The sequence below is a fragment of the Streptomyces sp. NEAU-sy36 genome (assembly GCF_013423905.1).
GTDB lineage: Bacteria > Actinomycetota > Actinomycetes > Streptomycetales > Streptomycetaceae > Streptomyces > Streptomyces misionensis.
In genome coordinates, this window is sequence record NZ_CP058977.1 from 7,941,333 (window position 1) to 7,963,997 (window position 22,665).

General features: G+C 69.5%; 26 protein-coding genes, 1 tRNA gene and 1 pseudogene. 18 read left to right on the plus strand and 10 right to left on the minus strand.

Annotated elements, in window-relative coordinates; genetic code table 11:
* Window positions 1–2 precede the first annotated feature (2 nt).
* The 8 genes and pseudogenes from HZZ00_RS34890 to HZZ00_RS38930 all read left to right on the plus strand — a co-directional run.
* Window positions 3–896, plus strand: a complete 894-nt coding sequence (locus tag HZZ00_RS34890) for a phosphotransferase family protein (protein ID WP_180330038.1) — start codon at window positions 3–5, stop codon at window positions 894–896.
* Window positions 897–945: 49 nt separating this feature from the next.
* Entirely contained in the window at window positions 946–2,196 is a 1,251-nt protein-coding gene (locus HZZ00_RS34895) for a methionine adenosyltransferase (protein ID WP_180330039.1), read from the plus strand.
* A gap of 104 nt (window positions 2,197–2,300) precedes the next feature.
* On the plus strand, window positions 2,301–3,122 hold the full coding sequence (locus tag HZZ00_RS34900; RefSeq protein ID WP_257586035.1) for an aminoglycoside phosphotransferase family protein: 822 nt from the start codon (window positions 2,301–2,303) through the stop codon (window positions 3,120–3,122).
* Window positions 3,119–3,835 (plus strand): histidine phosphatase family protein, encoded by a 717-nt coding sequence (locus HZZ00_RS34905; protein WP_180330041.1) that lies wholly within the window; start codon window positions 3,119–3,121, stop codon window positions 3,833–3,835. Before HZZ00_RS34900 ends, HZZ00_RS34905 begins: the two co-directional genes overlap by 4 nt.
* Window positions 3,828–5,120 (plus strand): serine--tRNA ligase, encoded by a 1,293-nt coding sequence (gene serS / locus HZZ00_RS34910; protein WP_180330042.1) that lies wholly within the window; start codon window positions 3,828–3,830, stop codon window positions 5,118–5,120. Before HZZ00_RS34905 ends, serS begins: the two co-directional genes overlap by 8 nt.
* Before the next feature lies 1 nt (window position 5,121).
* On the plus strand, window positions 5,122–6,144 hold the full coding sequence (locus tag HZZ00_RS34915) for a glycosyltransferase (RefSeq protein ID WP_180330043.1): 1,023 nt from the start codon (window positions 5,122–5,124) through the stop codon (window positions 6,142–6,144).
* A complete protein-coding gene (locus tag HZZ00_RS34920) occupies window positions 6,138–7,163 on the plus strand; it encodes a hypothetical protein (RefSeq protein WP_180330044.1) in 1,026 nt (341 codons plus the stop codon). Before HZZ00_RS34915 ends, HZZ00_RS34920 begins: the two co-directional genes overlap by 7 nt.
* 397 nt (window positions 7,164–7,560) lie before the next feature.
* A pseudogene (locus HZZ00_RS38930) lies at window positions 7,561–8,137 on the plus strand (site-specific integrase); the annotation flags it as partial.
* Between the two features lie 128 nt (window positions 8,138–8,265).
* Here HZZ00_RS38930 and HZZ00_RS34925 read toward each other — a convergent pair.
* Both HZZ00_RS34925 and HZZ00_RS34930 read right to left on the minus strand, forming a co-directional pair.
* Window positions 8,266–8,353: transfer RNA gene (locus tag HZZ00_RS34925), tRNA-OTHER, on the minus strand.
* A gap of 81 nt (window positions 8,354–8,434) precedes the next feature.
* Entirely contained in the window at window positions 8,435–9,199 is a 765-nt protein-coding gene (locus HZZ00_RS34930) for an XRE family transcriptional regulator (protein WP_180330045.1), read from the minus strand.
* Window positions 9,200–9,495: 296 nt separating this feature from the next.
* On the opposite strand from HZZ00_RS34930, the gene HZZ00_RS34935 reads away from it, so the two are divergent.
* The 9 genes from HZZ00_RS34935 to HZZ00_RS34975 all read left to right on the plus strand — a co-directional run bounded on the left by HZZ00_RS34935 (window position 9,496) and on the right by HZZ00_RS34975 (window position 12,783).
* Window positions 9,496–9,999 carry a hypothetical protein gene (locus HZZ00_RS34935; RefSeq protein WP_180330046.1) on the plus strand — a complete coding sequence of 168 codons (504 nt, stop codon included), beginning with the start codon at window positions 9,496–9,498 and terminating at the stop codon, window positions 9,997–9,999.
* On the plus strand, window positions 9,996–10,370 hold the full coding sequence (locus HZZ00_RS34940) for a hypothetical protein (protein ID WP_180330047.1): 375 nt from the start codon (window positions 9,996–9,998) through the stop codon (window positions 10,368–10,370). The genes HZZ00_RS34935 and HZZ00_RS34940 overlap by 4 nt, the downstream gene beginning before the upstream one ends.
* Window positions 10,367–10,669, plus strand: a complete 303-nt coding sequence (locus HZZ00_RS34945; RefSeq protein WP_180330048.1) for an HNH endonuclease — start codon at window positions 10,367–10,369, stop codon at window positions 10,667–10,669. The genes HZZ00_RS34940 and HZZ00_RS34945 overlap by 4 nt, the downstream gene beginning before the upstream one ends.
* On the plus strand, window positions 10,666–10,851 hold the full coding sequence (locus HZZ00_RS34950; protein WP_180330049.1) for a hypothetical protein: 186 nt from the start codon (window positions 10,666–10,668) through the stop codon (window positions 10,849–10,851). Before HZZ00_RS34945 ends, HZZ00_RS34950 begins: the two co-directional genes overlap by 4 nt.
* A complete protein-coding gene (locus tag HZZ00_RS34955; protein WP_180330050.1) occupies window positions 10,848–11,144 on the plus strand; it encodes a hypothetical protein in 297 nt (98 codons plus the stop codon). The genes HZZ00_RS34950 and HZZ00_RS34955 overlap by 4 nt, the downstream gene beginning before the upstream one ends.
* Entirely contained in the window at window positions 11,141–11,521 is a 381-nt protein-coding gene (locus tag HZZ00_RS34960; RefSeq protein WP_180330051.1) for a hypothetical protein, read from the plus strand. Before HZZ00_RS34955 ends, HZZ00_RS34960 begins: the two co-directional genes overlap by 4 nt.
* On the plus strand, window positions 11,518–11,880 hold the full coding sequence (locus tag HZZ00_RS34965) for a hypothetical protein (protein WP_180330052.1): 363 nt from the start codon (window positions 11,518–11,520) through the stop codon (window positions 11,878–11,880). Before HZZ00_RS34960 ends, HZZ00_RS34965 begins: the two co-directional genes overlap by 4 nt.
* Before the next feature lie 356 nt (window positions 11,881–12,236).
* Window positions 12,237–12,425, plus strand: coding sequence for a hypothetical protein (locus tag HZZ00_RS34970; RefSeq protein WP_180330053.1), 189 nt, complete (start codon window positions 12,237–12,239; stop codon window positions 12,423–12,425).
* Between the two features lie 52 nt (window positions 12,426–12,477).
* Window positions 12,478–12,783, plus strand: a complete 306-nt coding sequence (locus tag HZZ00_RS34975; RefSeq protein ID WP_180330054.1) for a hypothetical protein — start codon at window positions 12,478–12,480, stop codon at window positions 12,781–12,783.
* Window positions 12,784–13,867: 1,084 nt separating this feature from the next.
* Here the strand turns inward: HZZ00_RS34975 and HZZ00_RS34980 are convergent.
* From HZZ00_RS34980 to HZZ00_RS35015, 8 genes are all read right to left on the minus strand, one after another.
* Complete coding sequence (locus tag HZZ00_RS34980) at window positions 13,868–17,935, minus strand: hypothetical protein (RefSeq protein WP_180330055.1); 4,068 nt, start codon at window positions 17,933–17,935, stop codon at window positions 13,868–13,870.
* Between the two features lie 58 nt (window positions 17,936–17,993).
* On the minus strand, window positions 17,994–18,287 hold the full coding sequence (locus tag HZZ00_RS34985; protein WP_180330056.1) for a hypothetical protein: 294 nt from the start codon (window positions 18,285–18,287) through the stop codon (window positions 17,994–17,996).
* 38 nt (window positions 18,288–18,325) lie between these two features.
* Entirely contained in the window at window positions 18,326–18,724 is a 399-nt protein-coding gene (locus HZZ00_RS34990; RefSeq protein ID WP_219013979.1) for a hypothetical protein, read from the minus strand.
* 250 nt (window positions 18,725–18,974) lie between these two features.
* Window positions 18,975–19,589, minus strand: a complete 615-nt coding sequence (locus HZZ00_RS34995; RefSeq protein WP_180330057.1) for a hypothetical protein — start codon at window positions 19,587–19,589, stop codon at window positions 18,975–18,977.
* Window positions 19,586–19,819 (minus strand): hypothetical protein, encoded by a 234-nt coding sequence (locus HZZ00_RS35000; RefSeq protein ID WP_180330058.1) that lies wholly within the window; start codon window positions 19,817–19,819, stop codon window positions 19,586–19,588. Before HZZ00_RS35000 ends, HZZ00_RS34995 begins: the two co-directional genes overlap by 4 nt.
* A complete protein-coding gene (locus HZZ00_RS35005; protein WP_180330059.1) occupies window positions 19,816–20,115 on the minus strand; it encodes a hypothetical protein in 300 nt (99 codons plus the stop codon). Before HZZ00_RS35005 ends, HZZ00_RS35000 begins: the two co-directional genes overlap by 4 nt.
* Window positions 20,116–20,123: 8 nt before the next feature.
* A complete protein-coding gene (locus HZZ00_RS35010; RefSeq protein ID WP_180330060.1) occupies window positions 20,124–21,653 on the minus strand; it encodes a hypothetical protein in 1,530 nt (509 codons plus the stop codon).
* 219 nt (window positions 21,654–21,872) lie between these two features.
* A complete protein-coding gene (locus HZZ00_RS35015) occupies window positions 21,873–22,076 on the minus strand; it encodes an AlpA family transcriptional regulator (protein ID WP_257585530.1) in 204 nt (67 codons plus the stop codon).
* A gap of 51 nt (window positions 22,077–22,127) precedes the next feature.
* On the opposite strand from HZZ00_RS35015, the gene HZZ00_RS35020 reads away from it, so the two are divergent.
* Window positions 22,128–22,658 carry a helix-turn-helix domain-containing protein gene (locus tag HZZ00_RS35020; RefSeq protein ID WP_180330062.1) on the plus strand — a complete coding sequence of 177 codons (531 nt, stop codon included), beginning with the start codon at window positions 22,128–22,130 and terminating at the stop codon, window positions 22,656–22,658.
* The last annotated feature ends 7 nt before the right edge of the window (window positions 22,659–22,665 follow it).

Consider the following 22,665-nt stretch of genomic DNA (forward strand, 5'->3'; position numbering starts at 1 on the left):
AGGTGCTGAGCCCCCCGGTGGTGCTGCGAGCAATCGAGTCCCGGCACGGTCCCTTCCGCCGGAAGTCGGTCAAGCCGTACTCCCGGGTCTTCCAGGCAGTGGACGGCCGGTCATTGCTCAAGGTCTACGTCGGTATCGATCCGGCGGGGCGGCGCCGTCGCGAGGTGGAAGCGATCCGGGGCGGCGGTCGCCAGGGGCTGTTAGTGCCGACGGTCCTGCGCACCGGCACCGAGAGCGACTCTGCCTGGACCGTGTTCCAGATGCTGCCCGGACGCCCATGCACGATTGAGACCCTCCCCGCGGTCCGGGAGTATCTCGACCGGATCCTGGCCCTGTCCGAACAACTGCACCTGTCGGCTCCTGGTCTCGCTCCCGGTTCGGGTTGGGTGCCCCACCACAGGGATGCGTTCACGCACCGAGGGTTCCTGCTCCGGCAGATGTCTCCACGGTGCCGTCTGCTGCCGTGGTGGGCGGATCTGGCGGAGCTCCTCGCGCCGATCGACTCCCATCCTGTCGTCCGTCTGCACGGGGACCTCAAGCCCGAGCACCTCCTGATCGACGGAGACCGGCTGCACGTCGTCGACTGGGAGGCGAGCGGGCGCGGCCCTGCTGTCGCCGATCACGCCGATGTCGCGTTCCACCTGGCCCGCGACCTGATCTACGGGGAGCTGCCTTACCGGCGGCTGCCAGAGGACGTCGTTCGCCGACTCGTTCTGAGCGGTTCGGTACTGGCCTGGCGCCTGCTCCTCTGGCTCGACCGGCGCCGTCCGGAGGACATCACGCTGGTCCCACCTGGCCTCATCCGTCAGCTCGCGGCACCGAACCGTCCCACCGCCACTTGGGCGCTTCTCGCCCAGACCATCTCGTCTCTCCGCGCCCGAGGCGTTCCTCGGTGACACGCCTCGCAGTGCTCCGTCATCTTCCGACCCGAAACGAGGGATCCTGATGTCCCGAACGAGCACGATCCTCGGCAACACCCATCTCGTGATCGACACCGGAGTGGCCCATCCTCCGGCCACGACCATCGTCGAGCGCAAGGGCCTCGGCCACCCCGACACCCTCGCCGACCACCTCGCCGAGCGGCTCTCCCGCGCGTACAGCCGCTACACCGTCGAACGCTTCGGCGCCGTGCTGCACCACAACTTCGACAAGCTCGCCCTCCTCGGCGGCGCGAGCGAGGTCCGCTACGGAGCCGGCCGGATGACCGCCCCGGTCCGCGTGCTGGTCAATGGCCGTGCCGCGCCCATGTGCGGCGGCGAGCGGATCCCCGTGGAGGAGATTGTGGAGGCTGAGGTGAGGGCGTTCTTCGCCCGCCGGCTTCCCGAGGTCTCGCACCACCTGGACATCACCTTCAACATCACCAGCAACTCCAGCCCCGGCGCCGTCCTCACGGGAGACGAGGCCCCCGACCGGACGCGGTGGTTCAACCCGCGGTCGATCGAGGACCTGCGGGAGCGGCGGGTGCGGCTGTCCAACGACACGTCCCTGGGAACGGGCTGGGCGCCGGAGAACGTCTTCGAGTCCTTCGTGCGCGAGTTGGTCGACCACTTCTCCGGGGAGAGCGCCTTCACCCTCTCCCAAGCGTGGTGCGGTTCAGACGTGAAGCTCATGGGCTACTGGGACGGCGAGCAGGCGGACGTCGTCCTCTGCGTCCCCCAGAAGTCGCGGCTCGTCGCCAGCCGCGCGGAGTACACGCGGAACAACGAGAGCGTCCTCGCCGAGTGCCACCGGCTGGCCGGCCTCCGGCTGCCCGGTGCCCAGGCACGCTTCCGGCTCAACGCGCGCGACGTGCCGGAGAAGGACGAGCTGTACCTCACGTACACCGGCAGCTCGATCGAGTCCGGCGATGAGGGCGTCGTCGGCCGCGGCAACCGCGTCAACGGCCTCATCACGCCCCTGCGGCCGATGAACCTGGAGGGCGCCAACGGCAAGAACCCCGTCTACCACGTGGGCAAGCTCTACAACATCGCCGCCCGTCGCCTCGCCGAGCGACTCCACGAGGCGACGGACTGCCACGCCGAGGTCCATCTGGTGAGCACGACCGGGCAGCGCCTCGACCAGCCATGGCGCGTCCTCGTCCGCCTGTCGTCTCCGGACGCCGAGGTGGACAAGGTGCAGGCGTTGGTGGCGGAAGCCATGGACGAGTTCCCGGCGCTGACCGACGAACTGGTCTCCGACGGGATCGTGCTGAGCTGATGGAGAAACGGACGCTCGGCAAGGTCTCCGAGGAGTGCCGGCGGCGGCTGGTCACGCACTATGGCCCGGGCGTCTCCGACTGGCTCGACGCCGTGCCCACCCTGATGGAGCGCGCGGCGGAGCGCTGGAAGCTCACGCTAGGGGCTTACCACGACGCCGGACACGCCTCGGTGGTCGTCAGGGCTGGAGCTCTCGACGGACGTCCGTTGCTTCTCAAGGCGTGGGCCGATCCCACCCGGTTCCGCAACGAAATCACCGCCTTACGCCTGTGGGCGGGTGGGCCGACAGTGGGTGTTGTCGAGGCGGCGGACGATCTGGCCGTGGCGGGCCTGGAAATGATCGGAGGGATCCCTGGTGGCGGTGAGCGACCCCCTCGCGAGCTTCCGGCCGTGGCCGCCGCTCTCCAGGGCCTCCACACTTTCGGCCGCCGTCGTCGGCGGCCGCGGGGCCTGCCTTCCTTGACCACGTACCTCCACCAGGAGGTACGTGCCCGGGTGCGGCGCCGGCTGGAATCGGTCGGCGTCGGCCCGTGGCAGGAGCACGTCGACGCGGCCCTCCCGGCCCTCGTGACTCTGGAAGAGGACTCCGCTCGGTCCACCGTCCTGCACGCGGATCTCTACCGAGAGAACGTCCTCTTCGACTGGCTGGGCCACCCCCGCCTGATCGACCCCCTCCCGATGGTGGGCGACGCGGCCTTCGACTGGGCCTTCTGGACCGTGTACTACGACCTCGGGCACGGCACGGGCGCCCGCCTGGCCGCCGCCGCCCGGATCTCCCGCATTCCCGTGCCCGTCCTGGCGCCGTGGTGCAGGGCCCTGGCCCTGGACGGCCTGCTCTTCTACCTCGACACCGGTGATCCGCGCGTGCCGAGGATGGCCGACGTCCTCGCGTGGCTGTCGGCGCCGACCCCAAGGAACCGATCATGACGACGTACGTCCTCCGCCACGGACAGACGAACTACAGCCGGCGTCATCTCGTCAACGGCGACCCGACCAAGCCCATCCGCCTGAGCGAGGAAGGCCGCCGGTCGCTGAACAGGGGATCGAGCAGCATGCCCCTCCACAGCATGAAGACGTGGCTGGCCAGCGAATTCCCCCGCGCGCAGCAGACCGCCGACCTCCTGATGGGAGTCCCTCGGCCGAAACTGATCACCGATCCTCGGTTGAACGAGCTCGACTACGGAGAATACGAGGGAAATTCGTTCCTGAAATATGCCGTCTGGCTCGACGGGCACGGCGCCGGCGAGCGCCCGCCGGGCGGTAGTGAGTCGCAGCACGAGGGCATCCACAGGATGCTCACCGGGGTGCTCGCCGCCCTGGAGCATCCCGGTCCTCGCGTCCTGGTGGCCCACGGGCTGGTGGTCTCCGTGCTCCGTTGGCACCGCGACCAAGCTCCCGGCGAGGCCATGCCCCTGTTTTTTCCGGAAGCGCCGTACGTCGAACCCTTCGCCATCGCCGACGTGGAGCTACCCGAATTCATCACAACACTGATGAACGATCTTGAAACTGGCGTTCAGGACCACACCAGCTGCATCGGTGGCCGGAGGAAATTCCGGAACGGGGACGGCTCGGCGGTTGCTACCGTCGATTCCGTATCCCCGTCCCACTCGCAGGATCAGAAGGATCTTCCTCATGCATGATGCCCGCGCCCTGATCGACATGGGTGCCGAAGCGGTTCGTCGGCTCGCTCGTCGCGGTTACACCCTGGACCTGTCCGAGCTGGAGTCCCTCCACTCTCGGCGCAACCAGAACATCCGCTCGGCCGACGAACTGCGGGCAGAGTCCAAGCGGGTAGCGAGCGAGGTCCAGCAGACGGCCAAGCAGGGCGGCGACATCAGCAAGCTCAAGGAGCGCGCCCGCGAGTTGAAGGACCAGATCCGCGAGATCGAGGCCGGCCAGGACGAGATCGAGGCTCAGCTGCGCGACCTGCTCCTGAGCATCCCGAACCTGCCGGACGACTCGGCCCCCGACGGCGACTCCGAGGAGTTCGCGATTGAGATCCGGCGCGTCGGCACTCCTCCCGCCTTCGCGTTCGAGCCGAAGGACCACGTCGATCTCGGCGAGGCCACCGGCATCCTCGACTTCGGCAGGGCGACGAAGCTGTCGGGGCCGCGCTTCGCGGTCTCGCGTGGCGCTGGCGCCGCCCTGGAGCGGGCGCTGGCCACGCTCTTCCTCGACCTCCACACCCGCCGCCACGGGTACACCGAGTACGCGGTCCCCTACCTGGTCAGCCGCAAGACCATGACCGGTACCGGCCAGCTCCCGAAGTTCGAGGAGGATCTGTTCAAGACCGGCGTCGCCGACCGCGAGCTCTTCCTCATCCCGACGGCTGAGGTTCCGCTGACCAACCTCTACGCCGACGAGATCATCCCGCCCGCCGAGCTGCCGGTGGCCATGACCGCCCACACCCCGTGCTTCCGCTCGGAGGCCGGCTCGTACGGCCGGGACACCCGCGGTCTGATCCGCCAGCACCAGTTCGCCAAGGTCGAGATGGTCAAGATCGTCGACCCGGAGACAGCGGACGCCGAGCTGGAGGAGATGGTCGGCCACGCCGAGGCGTGCCTCAAGGAGCTCGGCCTCGCCTACCGGGTCATCAAGCTGCCCGCCGGAGACACGGGCTTCTCCGCCCAGCTCACGTACGACATCGAGGTCTGGATCCCCAGCCAGAACACGTACCGCGAGATCTCCTCGGTCTCCAACTTCGGTACCTTCCAGGCCCGCCGGGCGAACATCCGGACCCGAGGTGTGGACGGCAAGCCAAAGCTCGTCGCCACCCTCAACGGCTCCGGCCTGCCCGTCGGCCGCACCCTGGCCGCGCTCCTCGAGCAGTGCCAGCAGCAGGACGGCTCGATCGTCCTGCCCGAATCACTCTTCCCGTATCTCGGCTTCCGCCGTATCTCGGCGGACGGAACACCGGAGGCATAACGTGCTCGTCGGCGTCTGCGACTTCCCAGGTAGCTACGCCTTTCCACCCGCCGGGTACGGCGGAATCGAACGATGGCTGTGGGCGGTCGCCGTTGGCGCCCGGGCCGCAGGCGCCGACGTGCACCTCCTCGGGCCGGGCTGGCTCACGGACCTGGAACACGACTGGGCCCGCAAGCCGGTTCGCCTGGAAGACCTCACCCCCGGAACGCTCGCCGAGCGAGAGCTGCGCGATAGCCGGTACGACCTCCTGGTCGTCGGCCACGAGTACCCGTCGCTTCCCGCCTGGACTCGTGCCTGGGGCGAGCTGGACTGCGACGTGGCCACCTTCCAGCACTCGCCGGTCTTCCAGCACAGCTCCACCGCCTTCGACGGCCGGCGGTCGCGGCTCTACTGCTACTCGCCCGAGATGACGGAGCGGTACGCAGAGCACCAGCCGATCCCCGAACTCGCGGTCCACCTCGGCCTCAACGAGGAGGAGCCGTCGGCCGTCGCCGGCACCGATCTCGTCTGGCTCGGCCGGATTGACGAGGACAAGGCGCCCCACATCGCCGCCCGCGCCGCGCAGATCCTCGGCCGGAGCATCCGGATCGTCGGCCCCGTCTTCGACGAGACGTACGTCCGTCGCCACGAGCGCCTCCTCACCACCGACCACGTGGAGTGGGTCGGTGAACTCGGCGGCCCCGCCAAGACCGCCGCCCTCGCCGAGGCATCCGTCTTCGTCTACACGCACGCCCGGCCATACGTGGAAGCCGGCGCCGCCGTCTTCGGAGAGTCCCTTCGCGCCGGCACTCCCATGGCCGCCCTGACCTGGCGGGAAGGGACGTGTGCTCACGCCGCCCTGTGCGACGAGACGGGCGCGGTCGCCGTCGTCGACCCGGAGGAGGACGACGAGACCGCGGCGCACAGGCTCGCCGACGCCATCGAGCAGGCGGAAAGCCTCGACCATCGCCGTGTCCAGGCCGTAGGAATGCAGCGCTTCGACCCGGCGCGCCACTTCCAAGCTATGGCGACCCGGCCGTGCTGACCCGCGTGACCGGCTCCGTCGGAGTCGAGCTGGCCCATCGGATACCTGACGTACTGCGCGCCGCGTTAGGCCGTCGCTGGGAGTTCACCGTCGATGGCCCGCGCATTGAGATCCTTCACCCGCATCGCGGAACTCCCTACCGACCGCCGCGCAGACCGCCCACGTGGCGAGAACTACTCGATTCCCTGGAGCTCGGCTTTGCGCGGGACGGCGCCCCTCGTGACGCCTGCCTCCCCTTGCGCTGGGGGCGCGAGACCGAGCTGACCATCTCTGCCGTCCAGGCGCTCGACCCACTCCTCAAAGACGGCCAACCCCGCACCCATCGAAGTGGATTCATTCCTCAGCCGGTCGTCCGCTTCACAGGTCACCGGGACGCCGCAGGTGAGCTGAGGGACGGCTTTCTGACCTCCTTCGTCAACATCTCCCGAGTCCAGCCCATACAGAGCATGGACGAATACGGCGCCATCTTCGATGGCTGGCTCAACATCCTTTCTCAACTCGGTTTCCACGCCCGCCACCTGAGCATCTACGGCGCGCTCGCCCCATGGCGTCGGCGGCAGGTCGAAGGCATCACACTGCGATTCAGACACCTCGACCTCACGCTGGGTGACATAGTCCTGCTGTGGAACACCGCCCACCCACACCGTCTGGCCGTTGACCTCGGCACCGGGCTGGAGCGTCTTGCTTGGGCTCGTACCCGGGAGGGCTGGCCTTCCCTGATTTACGGTCACTTCGCTCGTGTTGCGCCGCCACTGACGCTGGACGCCATCCGTACCGCCACGCTCCTCCTCGGCTCGGGGATCGCACCGGCGGCTCGGGGTGCCGGTGGAATCACGAGACGCGTCATCAGCGCCATCGATCCGGACGTTGCCCGTCTGGGCGTCAGCGCCATGGTCCGCGCCGTCTATGACTACTGGTCTCTCTTCGGCACGTTGCTCGCTCCGTGGCCGGAGATCGCTCGCGTCGTTGAGGAGGAGGCGATGCCGGGTCCGGTCCTGGCGGCATCGCGGATTGAATGACGGGACCGCTTCACGCCGGTCCGCGGATCGGCGGAAGCCCGGGCCGCGAATCGCGCAGGTCGCCGGAGGGTGGCCGGTGGCGGGGAGCACTCCCGATCACCGGCCGCCGGTGCTTGTAGCGGGGCAGCATGGGTACTGCTGCCTTGCTGACCCTGGCCGTTCAGCGCTGGCGGTGGCGTCGATCGGCGGTCGTCCTGGGCGCCATGGGGGCTGAGAGTTTCGGGCCTGGTGCCCGCTGGGCGCGAGCGCCATGGTCGAGCGGCGGCAGGCGGCTGCGGCGCGGGGTGGGGTGGGGGCGGGGTTGCGGCTGGTGTGCTGGATGCGGGTGATCAGGACGCGGGCGGGCTAGGAGTTGTCGTCGAATGTCACGCTCACATCAGCAGCGATGCGAGGGTGACCGTGGTCGGAGACGAACCTCGACACCCACTCCCTCACCGTCTCCTCACAGCTCGTGCAGGACGGCTGGGAGGTCGAGGCATCCGATCCCAAGGACAGTGGCTACCGGGCCGTCGCCCTCGACGGCGGCACCGTCGACGTACTCAAGCGGCACCGCGAACGGCAGGACGCGGACCGCGAGGAGTGGGCTCGGTCTGGGTCGAGACCGGCCACGTCTTCACCCAGGAAGACGGCTCCTGGCTCCGCTCCGGCAAGGTGACCGACCTAACGGCTCGTCGTGGCCTCCGCCTCCCGCCGATCCGGCTCCACGATCTGCGCCACGGCGCAGCCACCCTCATGCTGGCCGTCGACGTCGAAATCTAGGTCGTGTCGACACCCTCGGGCACGGCGACACCCGCATCACGCGGAACATTTACCAGAGCGTCCTGCCCCAGGTCGGCAAGAACGCTGCCACCGCCAAACTGGCCCCGCTCCAGCGGAAGACCGAGACCGAAGAGGCCGCCAAGAAGGCCAAGACGAAGGCAAAATCCCGGGCCAAGGCCAAGAAGAAAGCCGAGCAGAAGAAGCCCGCCGAGTAAGGGCCGGAGCCCCTCCGCTCACGCATCGCTCACGCAAGCCACCGCGCGCCATCCCGGCCGCGTAACGCGCCATGCCCCGAACAGCACAAAAGGCCAGGTCACGGGCTACGTGACCTGGCCTTCCTCTGAGCCGCTTTCGGGATTCGAACCCGAGACCTACGCATTACGAGGTCTCTCAAGGCGCCTCCGCCACCAGGGAGTTGATGCCGAAGCGGCGATGACCTGCTGTTTTGTCTTCACTGGCGATCACGTGCCTTCACGAACGTTCCCGGAGCAACGTGTACGGGATGTGTACGGCTACGCGGGCGGCCGGTTGTACTTCGCGATGGTCGCCTGCGCGGTCGAGGCGTCCTGGAGCCGGAGTTCCCACGGTCCGGTGTTGGTGTCCATGTCCTTGCCGAACCCGACCCACTTGCCGACCATGCGCGTCCCGGTCGGCTCCACGAGCATCTGGATGGCGCCGTGGTAGCGGGCGCCGCGGTAGTAGCCGTCGGTGGCCGTCTGCTCGACCCAGGTGCCGGTGACGACGCTGCCGTCGATGGTGAGGTCCATCGTCAGCGGTGAGTCAGGGTTGGTGGAGCCGTTGGGCAGGGATCGCGCGGTGAGCCGGTTGCCGTGCTGGAGCAGCACCACGTAGTGCATGGCGTCGAGGTTCTGGCCTCGGCCGCTGGAGTAGTACTCGTAGCGCGACAGCCAGACGCCGGAGTAGTTGGCGCGAGGCGAGGTCTCTGGGGTGGGGCCGGCCGCGGGCGGGGCGACGCCTTCGGGGGACGGCTGGACGTCGTGGCCGCCGCGTCCGTCTCCTGCGACGCGAGCGAGGGGAACGGCACCGGAGAACCCAAGGGATTCGATGGGGAGCCCCGTGACGGCTTCCAGGGCCCGCGCGTACACCGGCTGGGGTGTGCCGGTGGTCCCGGCTTCCCAGCGTTGTACGAGCCGCTTGTTGGCGTTGTTGGGCCGGTTGGCCTTCTCACCTGCCTGCTTGATGGCGCGAGCGAAGTCGTCCTGGCTCATGAGCAGGCCGAGGCGGACTGCCCGGAGTGTGGCGTTTGGCGTGGTCATGAGACTCAGGCTAGTGCCGATGCCTCCGGAATGTCGCCCCGTTTGCCATCGGTTTGACGCCTCTCTTGCCGCCGCGCAATGCGACATCTCGGCGTCACCGTAGGGATCGACCAACGGCCCTACCTGGGAGAACCCCCATGTGCTTATGGAATCTGGCGCGTGAGTTGCTTTTCGACTCAACACAGCCTAGAGTCAACTCATCGGCTCCCGAAAAGGGGGCGGCCCCTCCCCGGTGCTACTTGGCGGTGTCACCGGTTTGGGGCCTGACGGATCACCTGCCACACAGGAGAACCGCTATGGCTCAGTCTGCCATGCACAAGACGCAACTCCCCGCGATCCCCGCGCAGCCCACGGCCGCGGACCAGTCGCTGCCCGCCATCCCGGCCGGCTTCCGCCTGGTGCCGGTGAGGGTGAAGAACGGCAACGTCTCGACCATCGCCTACCTCCCCTGCCCCACGTGGTGCGACGAGGACCATGTCGCCGAGCCGGTTGGGGCCATCGAGGACGTCATGCACCGCAGCGACGTCGCGAGCGTCTACGTCCCGACGTTCGGGTACGGCGCCTACCCGGTCCAGATGCACGCCTGGATCGAGGGCGACCCGGTCGCCACGGACCCCGCCTTCCGGGCCCCGCACATCGCGGTCGGGGACGCCAGCGGCGACGAGGGCGCGCACGTCACGCCGGAGATGGCGGAGAAGCTGGCCGATGACCTGATCGGCTTCGCCTCCGAGCTGCGGCACCTGGCCCGCATCGCGCGCCAGGCGAACGTCTCCGAGCGCTCGGCCAGGGGCGCCGCGTGACCGCCGCGCCGCGCAAGTGGGTGCTGTCGACCATCGACCACGGCTTCATCGAGGTCGTCTGCCCGCCGTGGTGCATCGGCCACGGCTGGCAGGTGGGCGGTGGGATCGGCCGGAACGACATCACGCACCGCTCGGTGCGGGTGAAGGCCGCCACGTTCACGGACGCCGACCGCTGGGTGCCGGTGCTGGCCGCCTACATCTCGTGGGCGCCGTACCGGGAGCTGGTGCCGGTCATCTCCCTGGAGCTGGACACCGAGGGCGACTTCGCGGCCGAGGACGGTCTGCGGCTCGCCGAGTGCCTGCGGGTGGCCGCGTCCCGGATCGAGGCCCTGGCCACGGAGGCGATGCGGCTGCGGGGTGAGCTGTCGTGAGCACGAAGCGCGAGGAGCTGACCCTGGAGCAGCGCGGGTTCGTGCACTGCACGCTGGCGAGCCGGGACGGCCGCCGCTGCTTCTACTGCCGCCGCAACTTCAAGAGCGGCCGGCCGATGCGGCGCAAGACCATCGACCACTACATCCCGCACCGCATCTGGCCCGGCTACGAGCTGGACAACCTGGTGCTCGCCTGCGAGCGCTGCAACCTTGCCAAGGGTGACCTGCTGCCGTGGCCGCTGGTCTGGCTGCTGCTGAACACCTTCTTCGCCCGCGACGCCTGGGAGTTGGCCGCATGAGCGCGAACCGTGTCCGCCGGCCCACCGAGGCCGCCGCCGTCGCCCGTGTCCGACAGCCCAAGTACAGCCTGCCGGCCGTGCTGGCCGACATGACGACCGCGAACCGTCTGGACGACCGCGAGGGCCTGCGCCTGCTCGCCTGCCGGGCCGTCCGCGCCACCACCCCGGAGGTAGGGGAATGAGCACCAGCATCGTGACGGGGCTCCAGGCGCCCGTGCTGGTCCGCACCGACGTGCCGGGCCGCCCGTTCGCCTGGATCGACCCGACGCCGTACCGGGCCGACGAGAACGGCCACGTCTGGACGTTCAACGAGTCCGAGCCGTGCACCGGGGCGCACTGCCTTCTGTGCTGCGACGACCACAGCCCCGAGGCCGCGGCCCGCCGCTGCGGCGAGGCCGAACTCATCATCGTCATCAACGAGTGCCGGGCCGCGTGGATCGCGGAGCACCGGGTCGAGGGAGTGACCGCGGAATGAGCGTCATCATCACCGAGCACGCGACCGACGTCGGCCGCGTGGCGTCCTGCCCGCCGTGGTGCATCGGCGGCCACGACTCCGACAACCCGGACGACGTCTTCCACCGCGGGCCGTTCCTGAAGCTGAAGGCGCCGGACGGGACCGGGCCGACGAAGATGCCCGCGCTGCCCGCCCTGTGCGCGCAGCTGGTCATGCCGGAGGTCGCCGAGGACGACGACCCGGCGTGCATCATCATCGACCACAACGACGTGTACGGGCCCTACGCCCAGCTCGACGTCGAGGCGGCCGACCAGATGATCCGGGACCTGAAGACCTACACGGCCTGCCTGCAGCAGCTGCGGGACCAGCTGGCCGCCACGAAGGAGCAGCGGTCATGACGATCTCTCTGGAGCGGCCGGCCGTGCCCGCGGACGACGTGCAGGACTTGGTCGAGCCCTACGACGAGCGGCACACGGTCGTGACGGTCCGCATGGGGGTGTCCCGGGACCAGTTGGCTGCGGCCGTCGAGGACGCGGCGACGAAGACCTACGGCATCAAGAACCCCGACGAGCTGTCGGTCGAGGAGGTCCGTTCCCTGGCCGCCTTCAGCCTGGCGTGGATGGGCGCGCTGGAGCTGGAGCAGGCAGCGCGGTCGATGGCTCAGATGGCGGGCCCGGACGCCGACGACGTGTCGACGCGGCCGTACCTCCTCGCCGTCTACCGCGCGGTCGACCGGGCCTTCCCGAAGGCCGCGTAGGCGCCCGCAAACGCCCAGCGTGTTCCGCAAGTCCCCCCCTCTCCGGAGGGGGGTTCGGCGGGGCCTCGATGGCTGGTCAAATCCCAAAAGGGTCCGCGCTGAGCGCACCCCCTTCGAGGCCCCTGCCGCGCAGGACGAAACCCCTCGGCCCCCGTCGCCGCGGGCCCGCGTTTCCCCAGCGTGTTACCGATCTCCCCCCCCCTCGCATCTGCGTTGCCCGGACGGCTGCACAGACCGCCCTCGGGAGCGCTGCGCCGCAGCGTCCCCGACCCTCTACCGCCCTTTACCCACAAGGCCTCAGAGCCCTTTCCCCCCAAGGGGTGCGGCCGTCTGCCGCACCCCAAGAGAGGACCCCCATGAACGCCCGTACCGCCGTCGCCCGTGACCGCCGCAAGGCCATCGTCCGGATCGCCCGGAGCATGCACCGGGAGCACGGCCAGGTGTGGCCCAACGAGGTCGCTGCCGCCGCCGCGGCGGCCGGCCTCAAGCCGACCCGGCAGGACGTCGCCGCGGCCCTCGGGCGGCTCGGCCTGTACCGCCGCTGAACCCCACCGTGGGGAGGCCCCATCCTCCCCACCGACCATCCGGAAGGAACCCATGCCCCTGTTCAAGCGCGACTGGTCGCGTACCCCGCTCGGCCCGATGAGCGGCAGCCCCGACTGTGACGACTGCGGCGGCGACTACGAGAACTACGCGGCCAAGGACGAAGTCTGGTACGGGCTCGCCCGCGCCCGCTCCAACACGGTGCTGTGCATCCCGTGCCTGGAGAAGCGGATCGGCCGGCGTCTGACCGCCGCCGACCTGAAGCCCGAGGCGACCGCCAACGACCCGCACTCGACCCAGTTCCGGCACACCGACGTCTTCCGGGACCGCGCGCGCGGCTGGCAGTACAAGCCGTACTAGGCGGCCGGTGAAACGAAATACGCAACGAAATACGCGACAGGCCCTCGGCCCGCCCCGCCTTCCACACGGGACGGTACGAGGGCCTTCGCCATGCCCGGGTGAACGGTGGCGAGGGCCCTGGACACCGCCTGGACAGCCTCGCGTTTGCGCAGGTGGGAGGTGGTCAGGGTGGGCGGGCCACCCTGGACAGCACCTGCCGTTCGGGGCGGTGGCTGTCCAGGGCTGTCCGGGGTCGGGCCGGTGCGGGCAACGCTCTGACCTGCGGTTGTCCGGGGGCGTCCGGGGTCTGTCAGGGGGTCAATTCCGGGCGTTCCGGGCGGGGCAGGATCGACGCTCCGCGGGCAGGTCGCGCCCCGCGACGCCGTCCGTGACCACCGTGACCATGCTGGTCAGGCCCGTGATGGTGCCCGTGATGGGCCGTGATTTCGCGGCTGGTACCCGTGACGCCATCACGGGCTCGGCCCGCAGCGTCACGGGGTGCATCACGGGGCTGACCTGGGGCATCACGGGTGCGTCACGGGTGGTCGACGCCGGGTATGCCCCGGTCTGTCGGGTGGTCGCAGGGCGGTCGAGGCGCCAGCCAGGGTGGTCGGCCGACCGGGTCGACGCCTGCACCGACCGGGCGCCGACCGGGGTACAGACCGCCCAAAGCATCTGGTATCGCCGCCGATACCGCCCTGGTCGCGCTGCTAGACCGCAGGTCAGGGACCTGGGCGTGATCGCTACCCTGCCGGTCGAGATCAGCCGCATAGCAGCGGCAGACCGGGGGGACAGCACCTTCTGACCTGCGGTCTAGCAGCGCGACCAGCAGGCGACCAGCAGGCGACCAGCGACTCTAGCACCCGGTATGACCCGGTATGCCGCCGCTGATCAGGGCCTGATCAGGGGTGCTCAGGGTCGCGTTTCCGCAGGTCGGCGCCTGCTCAGGCATCTGATCAGGGGGTGCTCAGCCGCTGCTCTGATCAGGGGTGAGCAGAAGAACCCCAACGCTCTGACCTGCGACAGAGCAGCGTGAGCAGTAGCCGCCCATCGCCCTGATCAGGCGGGTATGGGATGGTTCGTCCACCCCACACCCGCCGCGCCGTCAGTAGATCCTCGGACGGGCCTTCAGCACCCTCCTGAGCTGATTAAATCCCGCGTCGACACGGTGGTCGGCCCGGCCGTCGACGTAGGCGGCGAATCGCTGGCCGTCGACAACCAGCTGCATCTGGTCGCCGGGCTGGAGGCCCACGTAGGTGGGACCGTCATCGCCTCGGACGGCGGCGCCCTGGATCGCCCGCCACTGGGTGGGCGTCAGCACGGCCTCGGGCTGGCCGAGGCCGTTGTACATCAGGTTCATTCCGGGGGGCATCCAGCCGCCGGAGTCGTAGCCGCCGGCCCGGTTGTATGCCGCGGGCAAGCTGCCGTAGGCCTTGAGCGCGTACTTCATCGAGGAGTAGACGTTCGCGAGCGGGTTGACCGATACCCCGTACAGGAACGGGCCGGTGTTCCGGTACTTGCCCGCGAAGGACTGGAAGGTGCCGCGGATGACCTGCATAAGGCCGACCGACGGATGGCCGGCCTTCCAGTTGGAGTCCCACTTGTTGACGATCGTCGGGTTGCCGCCCGACTCCTGCTGCATGCGGCGCAGCGTGATGTCCGCGTAGGAGAGTGGCTGGCCGACCTGGCTGAGCGCCTGCTTGACCACGCCGCGCCACTGCTCCACGCCCTTGGTCGGGCTGTACTTCACGTTCGGCGCGGCAGCGGCGTCTCCCTTCTTGCCGGCGCCCACTAGCTTGGCGACTGCGCCCTTCATCAGGCTCTTCAGCAGGCCGACGAAGCCGATGCTTCCGCCGGGGATCTTGGTGATGAGCGGGTTGACGACGTGCGTGACACCGGCCTGAATGGCGCTGCTGAACGTGTCCTTCAGCCAGCTGGCGCCCTTCTTCACCTTGTCCCAGCCGCTGCTCAGGACGTTGCCGATACCCTCGAAGATGCCGCCTCCCGCGTAGCCGAGCAGGCCCCGCACTCCGGAGACGCCGCCGGCGCGGGCCGCGGCGTTCATGGCGTGCACGTAGCCGGGGCCGACCGCGCGGGTCCACTCGGGGCGCATGATGGCCTCGCCGCCGCTGAGAGCGACCGGGCCGGCCACGGAGGGCACCAGATGGACGTCGCGGCCCGGGGTGTAGCCGGGCATGATGCCGCCGGTGGCGAACTTGAGCGGGTCAAGGTGCTTGCCGCCGAATACGTCGGTGACCAGGTTCCAGACCTTGCGCAGGCCGTTGTTGTAGACGACGTCGACGACGTACTGGACGGGCGTCTTGGCGATCCCCTTGACCTTGTCCCAGGCCAGCTTGATACCGGCTCGCGCTGCGTCGAATGCGCCGACCAGCTTGTCCTTCAGGGTGCTGCCCCAGCCGGGGATCGTCTGCGTGAAGAAGTCCCGGATCGGATAGACGACCCACTTCTTGATCCAGGTCCAGGCGGCGTTCATGCCGGCCTTGATGTCGCCCCAGTACTTGATGATGGCGACGACGGCGAGCCCGATCGGCCCCGTCAGGGCGCCCAAGATCCAGGGCCAGTTTTTCTTGACCCAGTCGATCACCGTGTGGAAGACGCTCGGGATGGTCTTCGTGAAGAAGTTGGTGAAGGGCCCCTTGAACCAGTCCACGACAGCGCTGGCGCCGAGCTGGATGGCCGCCCAGGCGCCCTTGATGGCGTCCCGGAACCACGCGCAGTGCTTCCACAGGGTGGCGATGGCCAGCCCCACACCGACGATCGCGAGCGCGATCCATCCCCACGGCCCCGCGGCCATCAGCAGGTCGAAAGCGGCCGTTGCGGCGTTCAAGAGCAGCTGCCCGACCGCCCACAGCTTCGTTGCCACGTACATGCCGTAGATGACCGGGACCAGGCCCGGGATGTTCGTGACGAGCCAGCCCACAGACGAGGCAAGCGCGCCGATCACCTGCAGCAGCGGTCCCGATACCGGCGCCGTCGCCTTGCCGATAGCCAGAATCGCGCCGGCGATCTGCCCGAAGGTGCTCGCCAGCAGCGGGCCCTTGTCGGCCGCGTAGCTGAGGAAGGCTTCGAAGGCGGGCGATCCCTTCAGTCCCGCACCCCAGGCGGCGAACCGCTTCGTGATCCCCTGCAGCCGGTTGGAAATGCCCTGCATGTGCGGAAGGAAGGCATCGACAATGCCCGCCATGCCCTTGAGCACGTTGCCGAACGCGACGCCGAAGCCGATGATCGCAGGCTTGACCGAGCCCTGCAGATCCTTCTTGAAGCCCTGCCAGAACGGCGTCTTCAGCTGCGCCGATGCCCGGTCCTGCAGCTGCTTGATGGCGCTCGCCGCGGCGAGGACGAACGGCGTCAGCGTCGGCAGAGCGTTCTTCATCCCGGTCAGCGCCCGGGTGAAGATCGGCAGAACGGCCGGCTGAAGGGACTTCGACCAGTTCGAAAACGCGGTCCGGAGGCTGACGAACGCGTTGAACGTCGCGCGGGCCGCAGGCGACAGAGCGGCCAGCTGCTGCCGGTACTTCGCCTGAGCCGTGGCCGCCGCGTCCGCGCCGCCGGCCGCCGACAACTGCGCCTCCTGCAGCTGCCGCTGAGCCGAGGCCGCCGAATCCGCGGCCTGCTGCTGGGCGTTCGCCACATTCGCCTGGGCGTCGGCGATCCGCTGCTGTGCCTGCGCGATCTGCTGCGCGTTCTGCTGCGCGGTGCGGGCCTGCGCGTCCTGGGCGTCCTTCAGGGCCTGCGTCTTGTCCGCCACATCCTTCTGCGCCTGCGCCAGCTGGTCCTGAGCGGACTTGTACGTCTTGCTGCCCTCGACGCCGGCCTTGTTCGCGGCGTCCGCCTGCGTCTTCAGCCGCTGCGTCTGGAGCTGCTGCTCCTTGAGGTTCTGCATCGACTGCTCGTACTGGAGCTGAGCGCGCGCCCTGTCCTCGTCGGTGGAGGACTTGTTCGCGAACACCGCGTCCCGCTGCTTCTTGGCATCCGCGAGGTCCAGCTCGGCCTGCCGCTGCGACAACACCGAGTCGGTCAGCTGGTTGTTCAGGTCCTGCAGTTCCTGCGCCGCCTGCTGGCGTGCCGCCGTCAGATCCTTCTGCGCCTGCAGCGCCGACTTCTGGGCGTCCGCGAGGGCGGTCTCGGCCTGCGCGACCGCACGGGCAGCCTGCTGGCTCTGCAGGGCCGCCTGCTGCGCCACCTGGGCCGCGTTCTGGCGCGCCTGGGACACCTGCTGCTCGGCCAGCTGGATCTGCCGGGCGCCGTTGCGCTCCGCGGTCGCCACGGCCTGCTGGGCGGATGCCAGCTGAAGGGCCCGGGAAGACGCCTGTGCCGCCGCCTGCCCGCCGTTCGCGGTCGCCGTGGCCGCCGCGGCCTGCGCCGCCTTCTGCGCCTGCAGAACGCCCGTGATCTGTTTGACGGCCGGGGCCGCCACAAGGGCGATACCGCCGATGCCGGCGCCCGCGGCGGCAGCAGCGGCGGCGATCGCGCCGAGACCTGCCGCAACGACCGGAATCACCGGCAGAAGAGCCGGTCCGAACGTAGTGGCCGCGGCCGTCATCGCATTCAGACCGGACACTGCCGCCGCCGTGTCCACGTTGGTGTTCACGTCGACGTTCTGGCCGTCCATGCGGTTGATGTCCGCCTGGAGGGCCGCCAGCTCGGCCAGCGCGCGGCCCGTGTCCACGCGCACGTTCACGTTCGGATGCTCGGCACCCAGCCGGGTCAGATCCGCCTTGAGGCGGTCGATCTCCGCCAGGGCGACGCCGGCATCGACGTCGACACCCACCCGCTTGTTCGCCAGCGTCTCCAGGCGGGCCCGCAGGCGGGCCAAGTCCGCGTCCAGCCCCGTGTCCGAGAGGCGCACATCTGCCTTGGGGAGGTTGCGCATAGCGGCCTGCAGCCGGGAGCGGAACGTCCGGGCGAACGCGCCCGCCGTCTCGTCGCCCGCCCGCGCGGCCGGAGCCTGCGCCTGCCTGGCACCCGACGTGATGCCTTCCCGGACCGACGCCGCGATCCCCGCAGCGATATAGCGCCCCATGACGCGGCCCACCTCGTCGCCCACCCGGGACGCGGGAGGCTCCAAGCCCTGACGCAGACGGCTGTAGATGCCCTGCATGTTCGGTACGACGTCGACTTCAACAGAGCCGACGCTGATGGCTCCAGCCATGGCTGCCCCTTTCTGGCAGTCCGTGGCGCGGGCCTCGAAAGGGTCTAGATGGAGATCGTTAATGCAGTTTGATCGGGCGGGCGCGGTGCTCGACCGCCGCCCGGTTCAGGTGGGGGGTTGCACCCTGCCTGGGTTCCTCGCCGACCGGGGACGTGTACACGCTGCCCCCGGCTACGGGTCTGGGAGATTCGAGCGCGGGCGGCCATTCCTCGCCGTTCACCCAGCGACGGCGGGCCTCCTGCCACTCGGTGCGGGCCAGGTAGTGCTGGAAGTGACCGCCCGGCTCGTAGTCGACATCCCACACGGGGTCGTGCCAGTCCTCGAAGTGGAACGCCACCAGCTGCGGCGGCATCCCGGCCGGCGGACGCTTCCGCCGCGGGCGCGGGCGGCTCACGCCGAACCGTGCCAGCGATGCAGAGCAGCCCTGCGGCCCTGATCCTGCCGGGCCTGCGCGTCCCGCTCCTCCGTCTCCTCGTCGCGCAGCTTCAACGAGCCGAGCAGCCGGGCCAGCAGCCCGCGGTGCTGGCGCAGCTCCTGCACGAGAGGGCTGGCAACGTCCTGGCCCATGGAGCCCTTCACCACCAGCGGAGCCGTCTGTAGCTCGATGTGCATGCGCTCGATGAGGTCCGCCTCGTGGCAGGCGTCCTCAAGGACGCGCAGCTCGTCGACCCGCAGGCCGTGAGCGTCCGCGATCTCCTCCCACAGCTGCCGGCCGCGCTCACCAAGCCCGGCCGGGGCCGGAGGTGGGGGCGGATCGAACTCCTCAGCCCCCTCCGGGACCAGTCTCATGATCGATTCCTCTCGGTCGAAAAACACAGCGCGACGAGCACGCAGACGGTCGGGTGCTACACGTCCCGATCCCCGGAGAACGGGGGGGGACCCCCAACCCCCCCAGGGGGTCCCGGACGGGCGCGGTCGCCCGGGACCCGCTTCGGCGCTGGCGCGCCCGGCGAGGTAGCCGGCCGGACGCACCATCGGTTCGACGCTCGTCATGCCCATCGAGGCCGATGCCGTTGACGCCGAGTTCACGGATGGCCGTTCAGGCTGCGCTGCTCGGCTCGTTGCCGTGCACTTCCAGGTCGGTCTGGGCGAGCACCTGCACCTGGGTGGACGTGTACCTGCCCAGCTCGGGGGGCGAAGGGACGATGTACGTCCAGTCGACCCCGGTGCCCGGCTGCCGCATGCCGGCGAGCTGCTGGTACGCCTCGGCCCGTGCGGGCGAGTCCTGCGTGTACTGCTGGACGACCTGCTGCCACTCCTTCCCGATGAGTGGCAGGTTGGCGTGGTCGGCGGCGTGCGAGGCGATGGCCCGCGCATACGCCTTGTCGCCGTCCCTGACGGCCCGCTGGTAGGCGTTGGCGGCCTGCTTGGGGTCGGTGAGCTGTGCGGCCATCTCGCGGGCCTGACGCTGGTTGACGGCGTCGGCGCCGAAGCTGTCGGGGGCGCCGAACAGCTGCCGCTCCAGCTTGGCCCGGTCGCGCTGGTAGCGCTCGGTGGCGTCCTGCTGGAGCCGGCCCATCTTGTCCTGGGCGGCCTGGTAGGCGCGGGCGAGGGCTACCTGCTTGGCCTGAGGGGTGAGGTCGCGGCGGGAGCGAATCCGCTCGGCGGTGCGGTCGAGTTCGGCGCGGATGTCGTCGGGGCTGGCAATGGTCATCGGGTGGTTCCTTCCTGGTAGATGTGCGCTTGGATGCCGAGGGCGATTTCCTCGGCGAGCTGGACGGCGCCGGCCTCGTGCACGGCCTGGGCGAGGCCGCTCATGCCGTGCACGGCGGCGACGAGGAGTTCGTCGCGGGTGAGGGTGTCGAGGGCGAGGCGCAGCGCGTCCTGGTTGCCGCGCAGGGCGTGGACCATGGCGCCGCACGTCATGAGGTCGACATCGCTCACGGCGCCTCCACGGTGGGCCGGTTGGGGCACTGCCCGCCGTGGACGTCGTTGCACGGGGGTCGGTGCGGCGCCCGGCAGAGCCACGTGCCGCAGTTGCGGACGCAGGCCCGGCCGCGGCCTTTCCCGAGGGGCCGGTCGCAGACGGCGCAGCGGCGGCGGAGCTTCGCGGCCTTGCGGGCTTCGAGGCCGGCGGCGCGCCGCTCGGCGAACTGCCCGCGGGCCTCTCGCTGCTGCTGCGTCTTTGTGCGGACCGCCGCTATGCGTGCGGCTATCTGCTGGTCGACGTGGGATGTCACTGGGCCTCCTAGAACGGCTCGTCGTAGCTGGTGGGTGCGACAGCCGGGCCGGGGCCGAAGTCCTCGCCATAGACGCTCTGGTCGGTCGGATTGCGGTACGGCTGGTGGCCGTCGGTCTTCCGCCGTTCCTCGGCCTTCAGGTCCGCGGCGATAGCCGCCCAGCCAGCGACACGCTCGTCAGTTCCGGCCCCCTTCCAGTTGCCGTTGGCCATGCGCTGCTGTGCGCGGGCCATCGCGCGGTCCGCCCAGGCGTCCGTCTCCTGCTGCTGCCGGGGCTTGACGACGGCTGCGACGCTGCCCCACACGGCCGGCTGCTGCCTGGCCAGGAAGGCGATCCGCCCCGGATTGCAGTCGTCGCAGGGCTGCATGTTGCCGTCGGCGTCCGGCCGGTGCCGCAGGCTCGGGTTGGTCGCGGCCCCCGAGTTCCATTCCAGGCAGGCCGCACAGGCGGGCAGGTTCTCCAGGTTCGGACCCACGATGGCCGGGTGGCAGCGCGGGCACAGGCCGCCACTGAAGCTCGTGTGGTCGACTCGCAGACTGACGTCCGTTGCTGCCTCGGCGGAGAAGCTGAGGCAGGTCGAGCAGGCGGGCGGGAGTGCCTTGGCGGCCGGATGGCAGTCGGGGCACGGGGCGCCGGTGATGGGGTCGACTCGTTTGGTCAGGTCCCAGGCTGCTGCCGGGTCGTGGTAGCAGTTCGGGCCCACGGGCGGCAGGCCCTCGGCGACGGCTGCGGAGGGCCCGGCGTCGGGCAGCCGGTCCTTGTGCAGCCTGTACAGGTAGACCTTGGCCGGGTTGTGGACCTTGGGGTCGTCGCTGATGTCGAGGTAACGCCTCAGCCCGTTCTCGGACCAGCCAGCAGCGAGGGCACCAGCGACCAGCGCCCGTAGCTTCTGCTGCTGCTCCTTGTCGGGGGCCGTTCCCCGGTAGTCGAGTCCGTTGACGAACGCCTCAGCCCGGCTCTGGGTCTGGTCTTGATCTTCTGAAGAAGAACTCTCCCCGCCGCCGCCTCCGGGGGAGGAGGGAGATTCTTTTGGAGATGAAGAAGAGATAGGAGATGGGGGCCCAACGGTGGTTGGCCCTGCACCAACCGTGGTTGGGCCTACCCCCAACGGTGGTTGGCCCATGCCCCAACCGTGGTTGGGGGTAGGCCCAACGGTGGTTGGTCCTTCGGTCTCTGTCTCCACGCAAGGCCCAACGGTGGTTGGCCCTTCGAAGTCGGGTACGCGGAACGTCATGGCCTTGCCGGGCACGGCGTACATGAGGTTGCCGTTCTTGTCCTTGCCGATCGGCAGACGGAACTCCCAGCCGGCCAGGGACAGGCGCCGCAGCATCTCGCGCACGCTCAGTTCGTCCTTGGCGGCCGTCCAGCGGACGAGGTCGGCCAAGCGCACCTTGCTACGCCGCCCATGTTCGGGGCTGTAGTTCCAGTCGTCGTCGTAGCGCGCGTCGTCGGCGATCTCCAGGGCAACCGCGCGCTGAAGGCCCTTGATGCTCGGCGGCAGGGCCTCCCGCAGCTGGCGGCGGAGGTTACTTCCCATGGCGCTCCCCGTGCTGCGGTGAATCGCGGTGCGGTAGGTCGATCTGCTGGCCGTTGACGTAGTGGCGCCACCAGCCGGGCCGCCCAGGGATGCGGACAGGCGGCCAGTCGGGGGTGGCACGTACCGCGTTCTGCGGTACCGTGACAGCGGACTTACCGCCCGCCGCGGAGTCTTCGTGAAACGCCCCGGCTACCCTCCGGGGCGTTTCTTCGTTTCGGATCATGCTGCGGCGCCCCCGGTTTGTACGGTCTGCGCTCGCAGCCACGCCTCGATCGTGCTGCGCCGGTACTTGATGCGCCCGCTGCGTCCCGGCGTCTTAATGAAGGCGGGCCCGATGCCAGCCCAGCGCCAGTTTGCGAGCGTTCCGGCGCTGAAGCCGTACTCCGCCTGCACCTGCTTCGGGGTGAGTAGTTCGTCAGACACCTTCACTCCAGATGAGTTGCACTTCGACTCATTTGGGACCACAATCGTCCCATGACAGTGACAGTAGCAGACGAAACGAGGAGCTTGAAGATTCCTCTGGGTCGTAAACTGCCGACCATGACAGCCGCCCCCCGCCCCCGCACCCAAGTCACCGACGCCACTGGCCGCCAGGTCGCCGCGAACGTCCGCCGCGTCCGGGAGGCCCGCGGATGGTCTACCTATGACCTCTCGCGGCTCCTCGATGAGGTCGGCCGCCCGATCGCTCCCTCGGCGATCGCAAAGGTGGAGCGCGCCGAGCGGCGCGTCGACGTCGGCGATCTCACTGCGCTGGCCGCTGCTCTGCGAGTGAACCCCTCCGCCCTGCTGCTGCCTCTGACCGACGACCCGGCCAAGACGGTGGAGATCACGGGGGTCGGAGAGGTCGACGCAGAGCGAGCGTGGGACTGGCTGGATGGAGAGATGCCGATCGAGCGCATTGAGCCCGGTGACCCGTCGGGTGTGCTGCTCCAGTTCCTCGTCTACGCCAGGCCGGCGGGGCGTCGGATGCAGATCTTCCCGAACCCCGACGAAAGCGCGGACTGATGGCCCG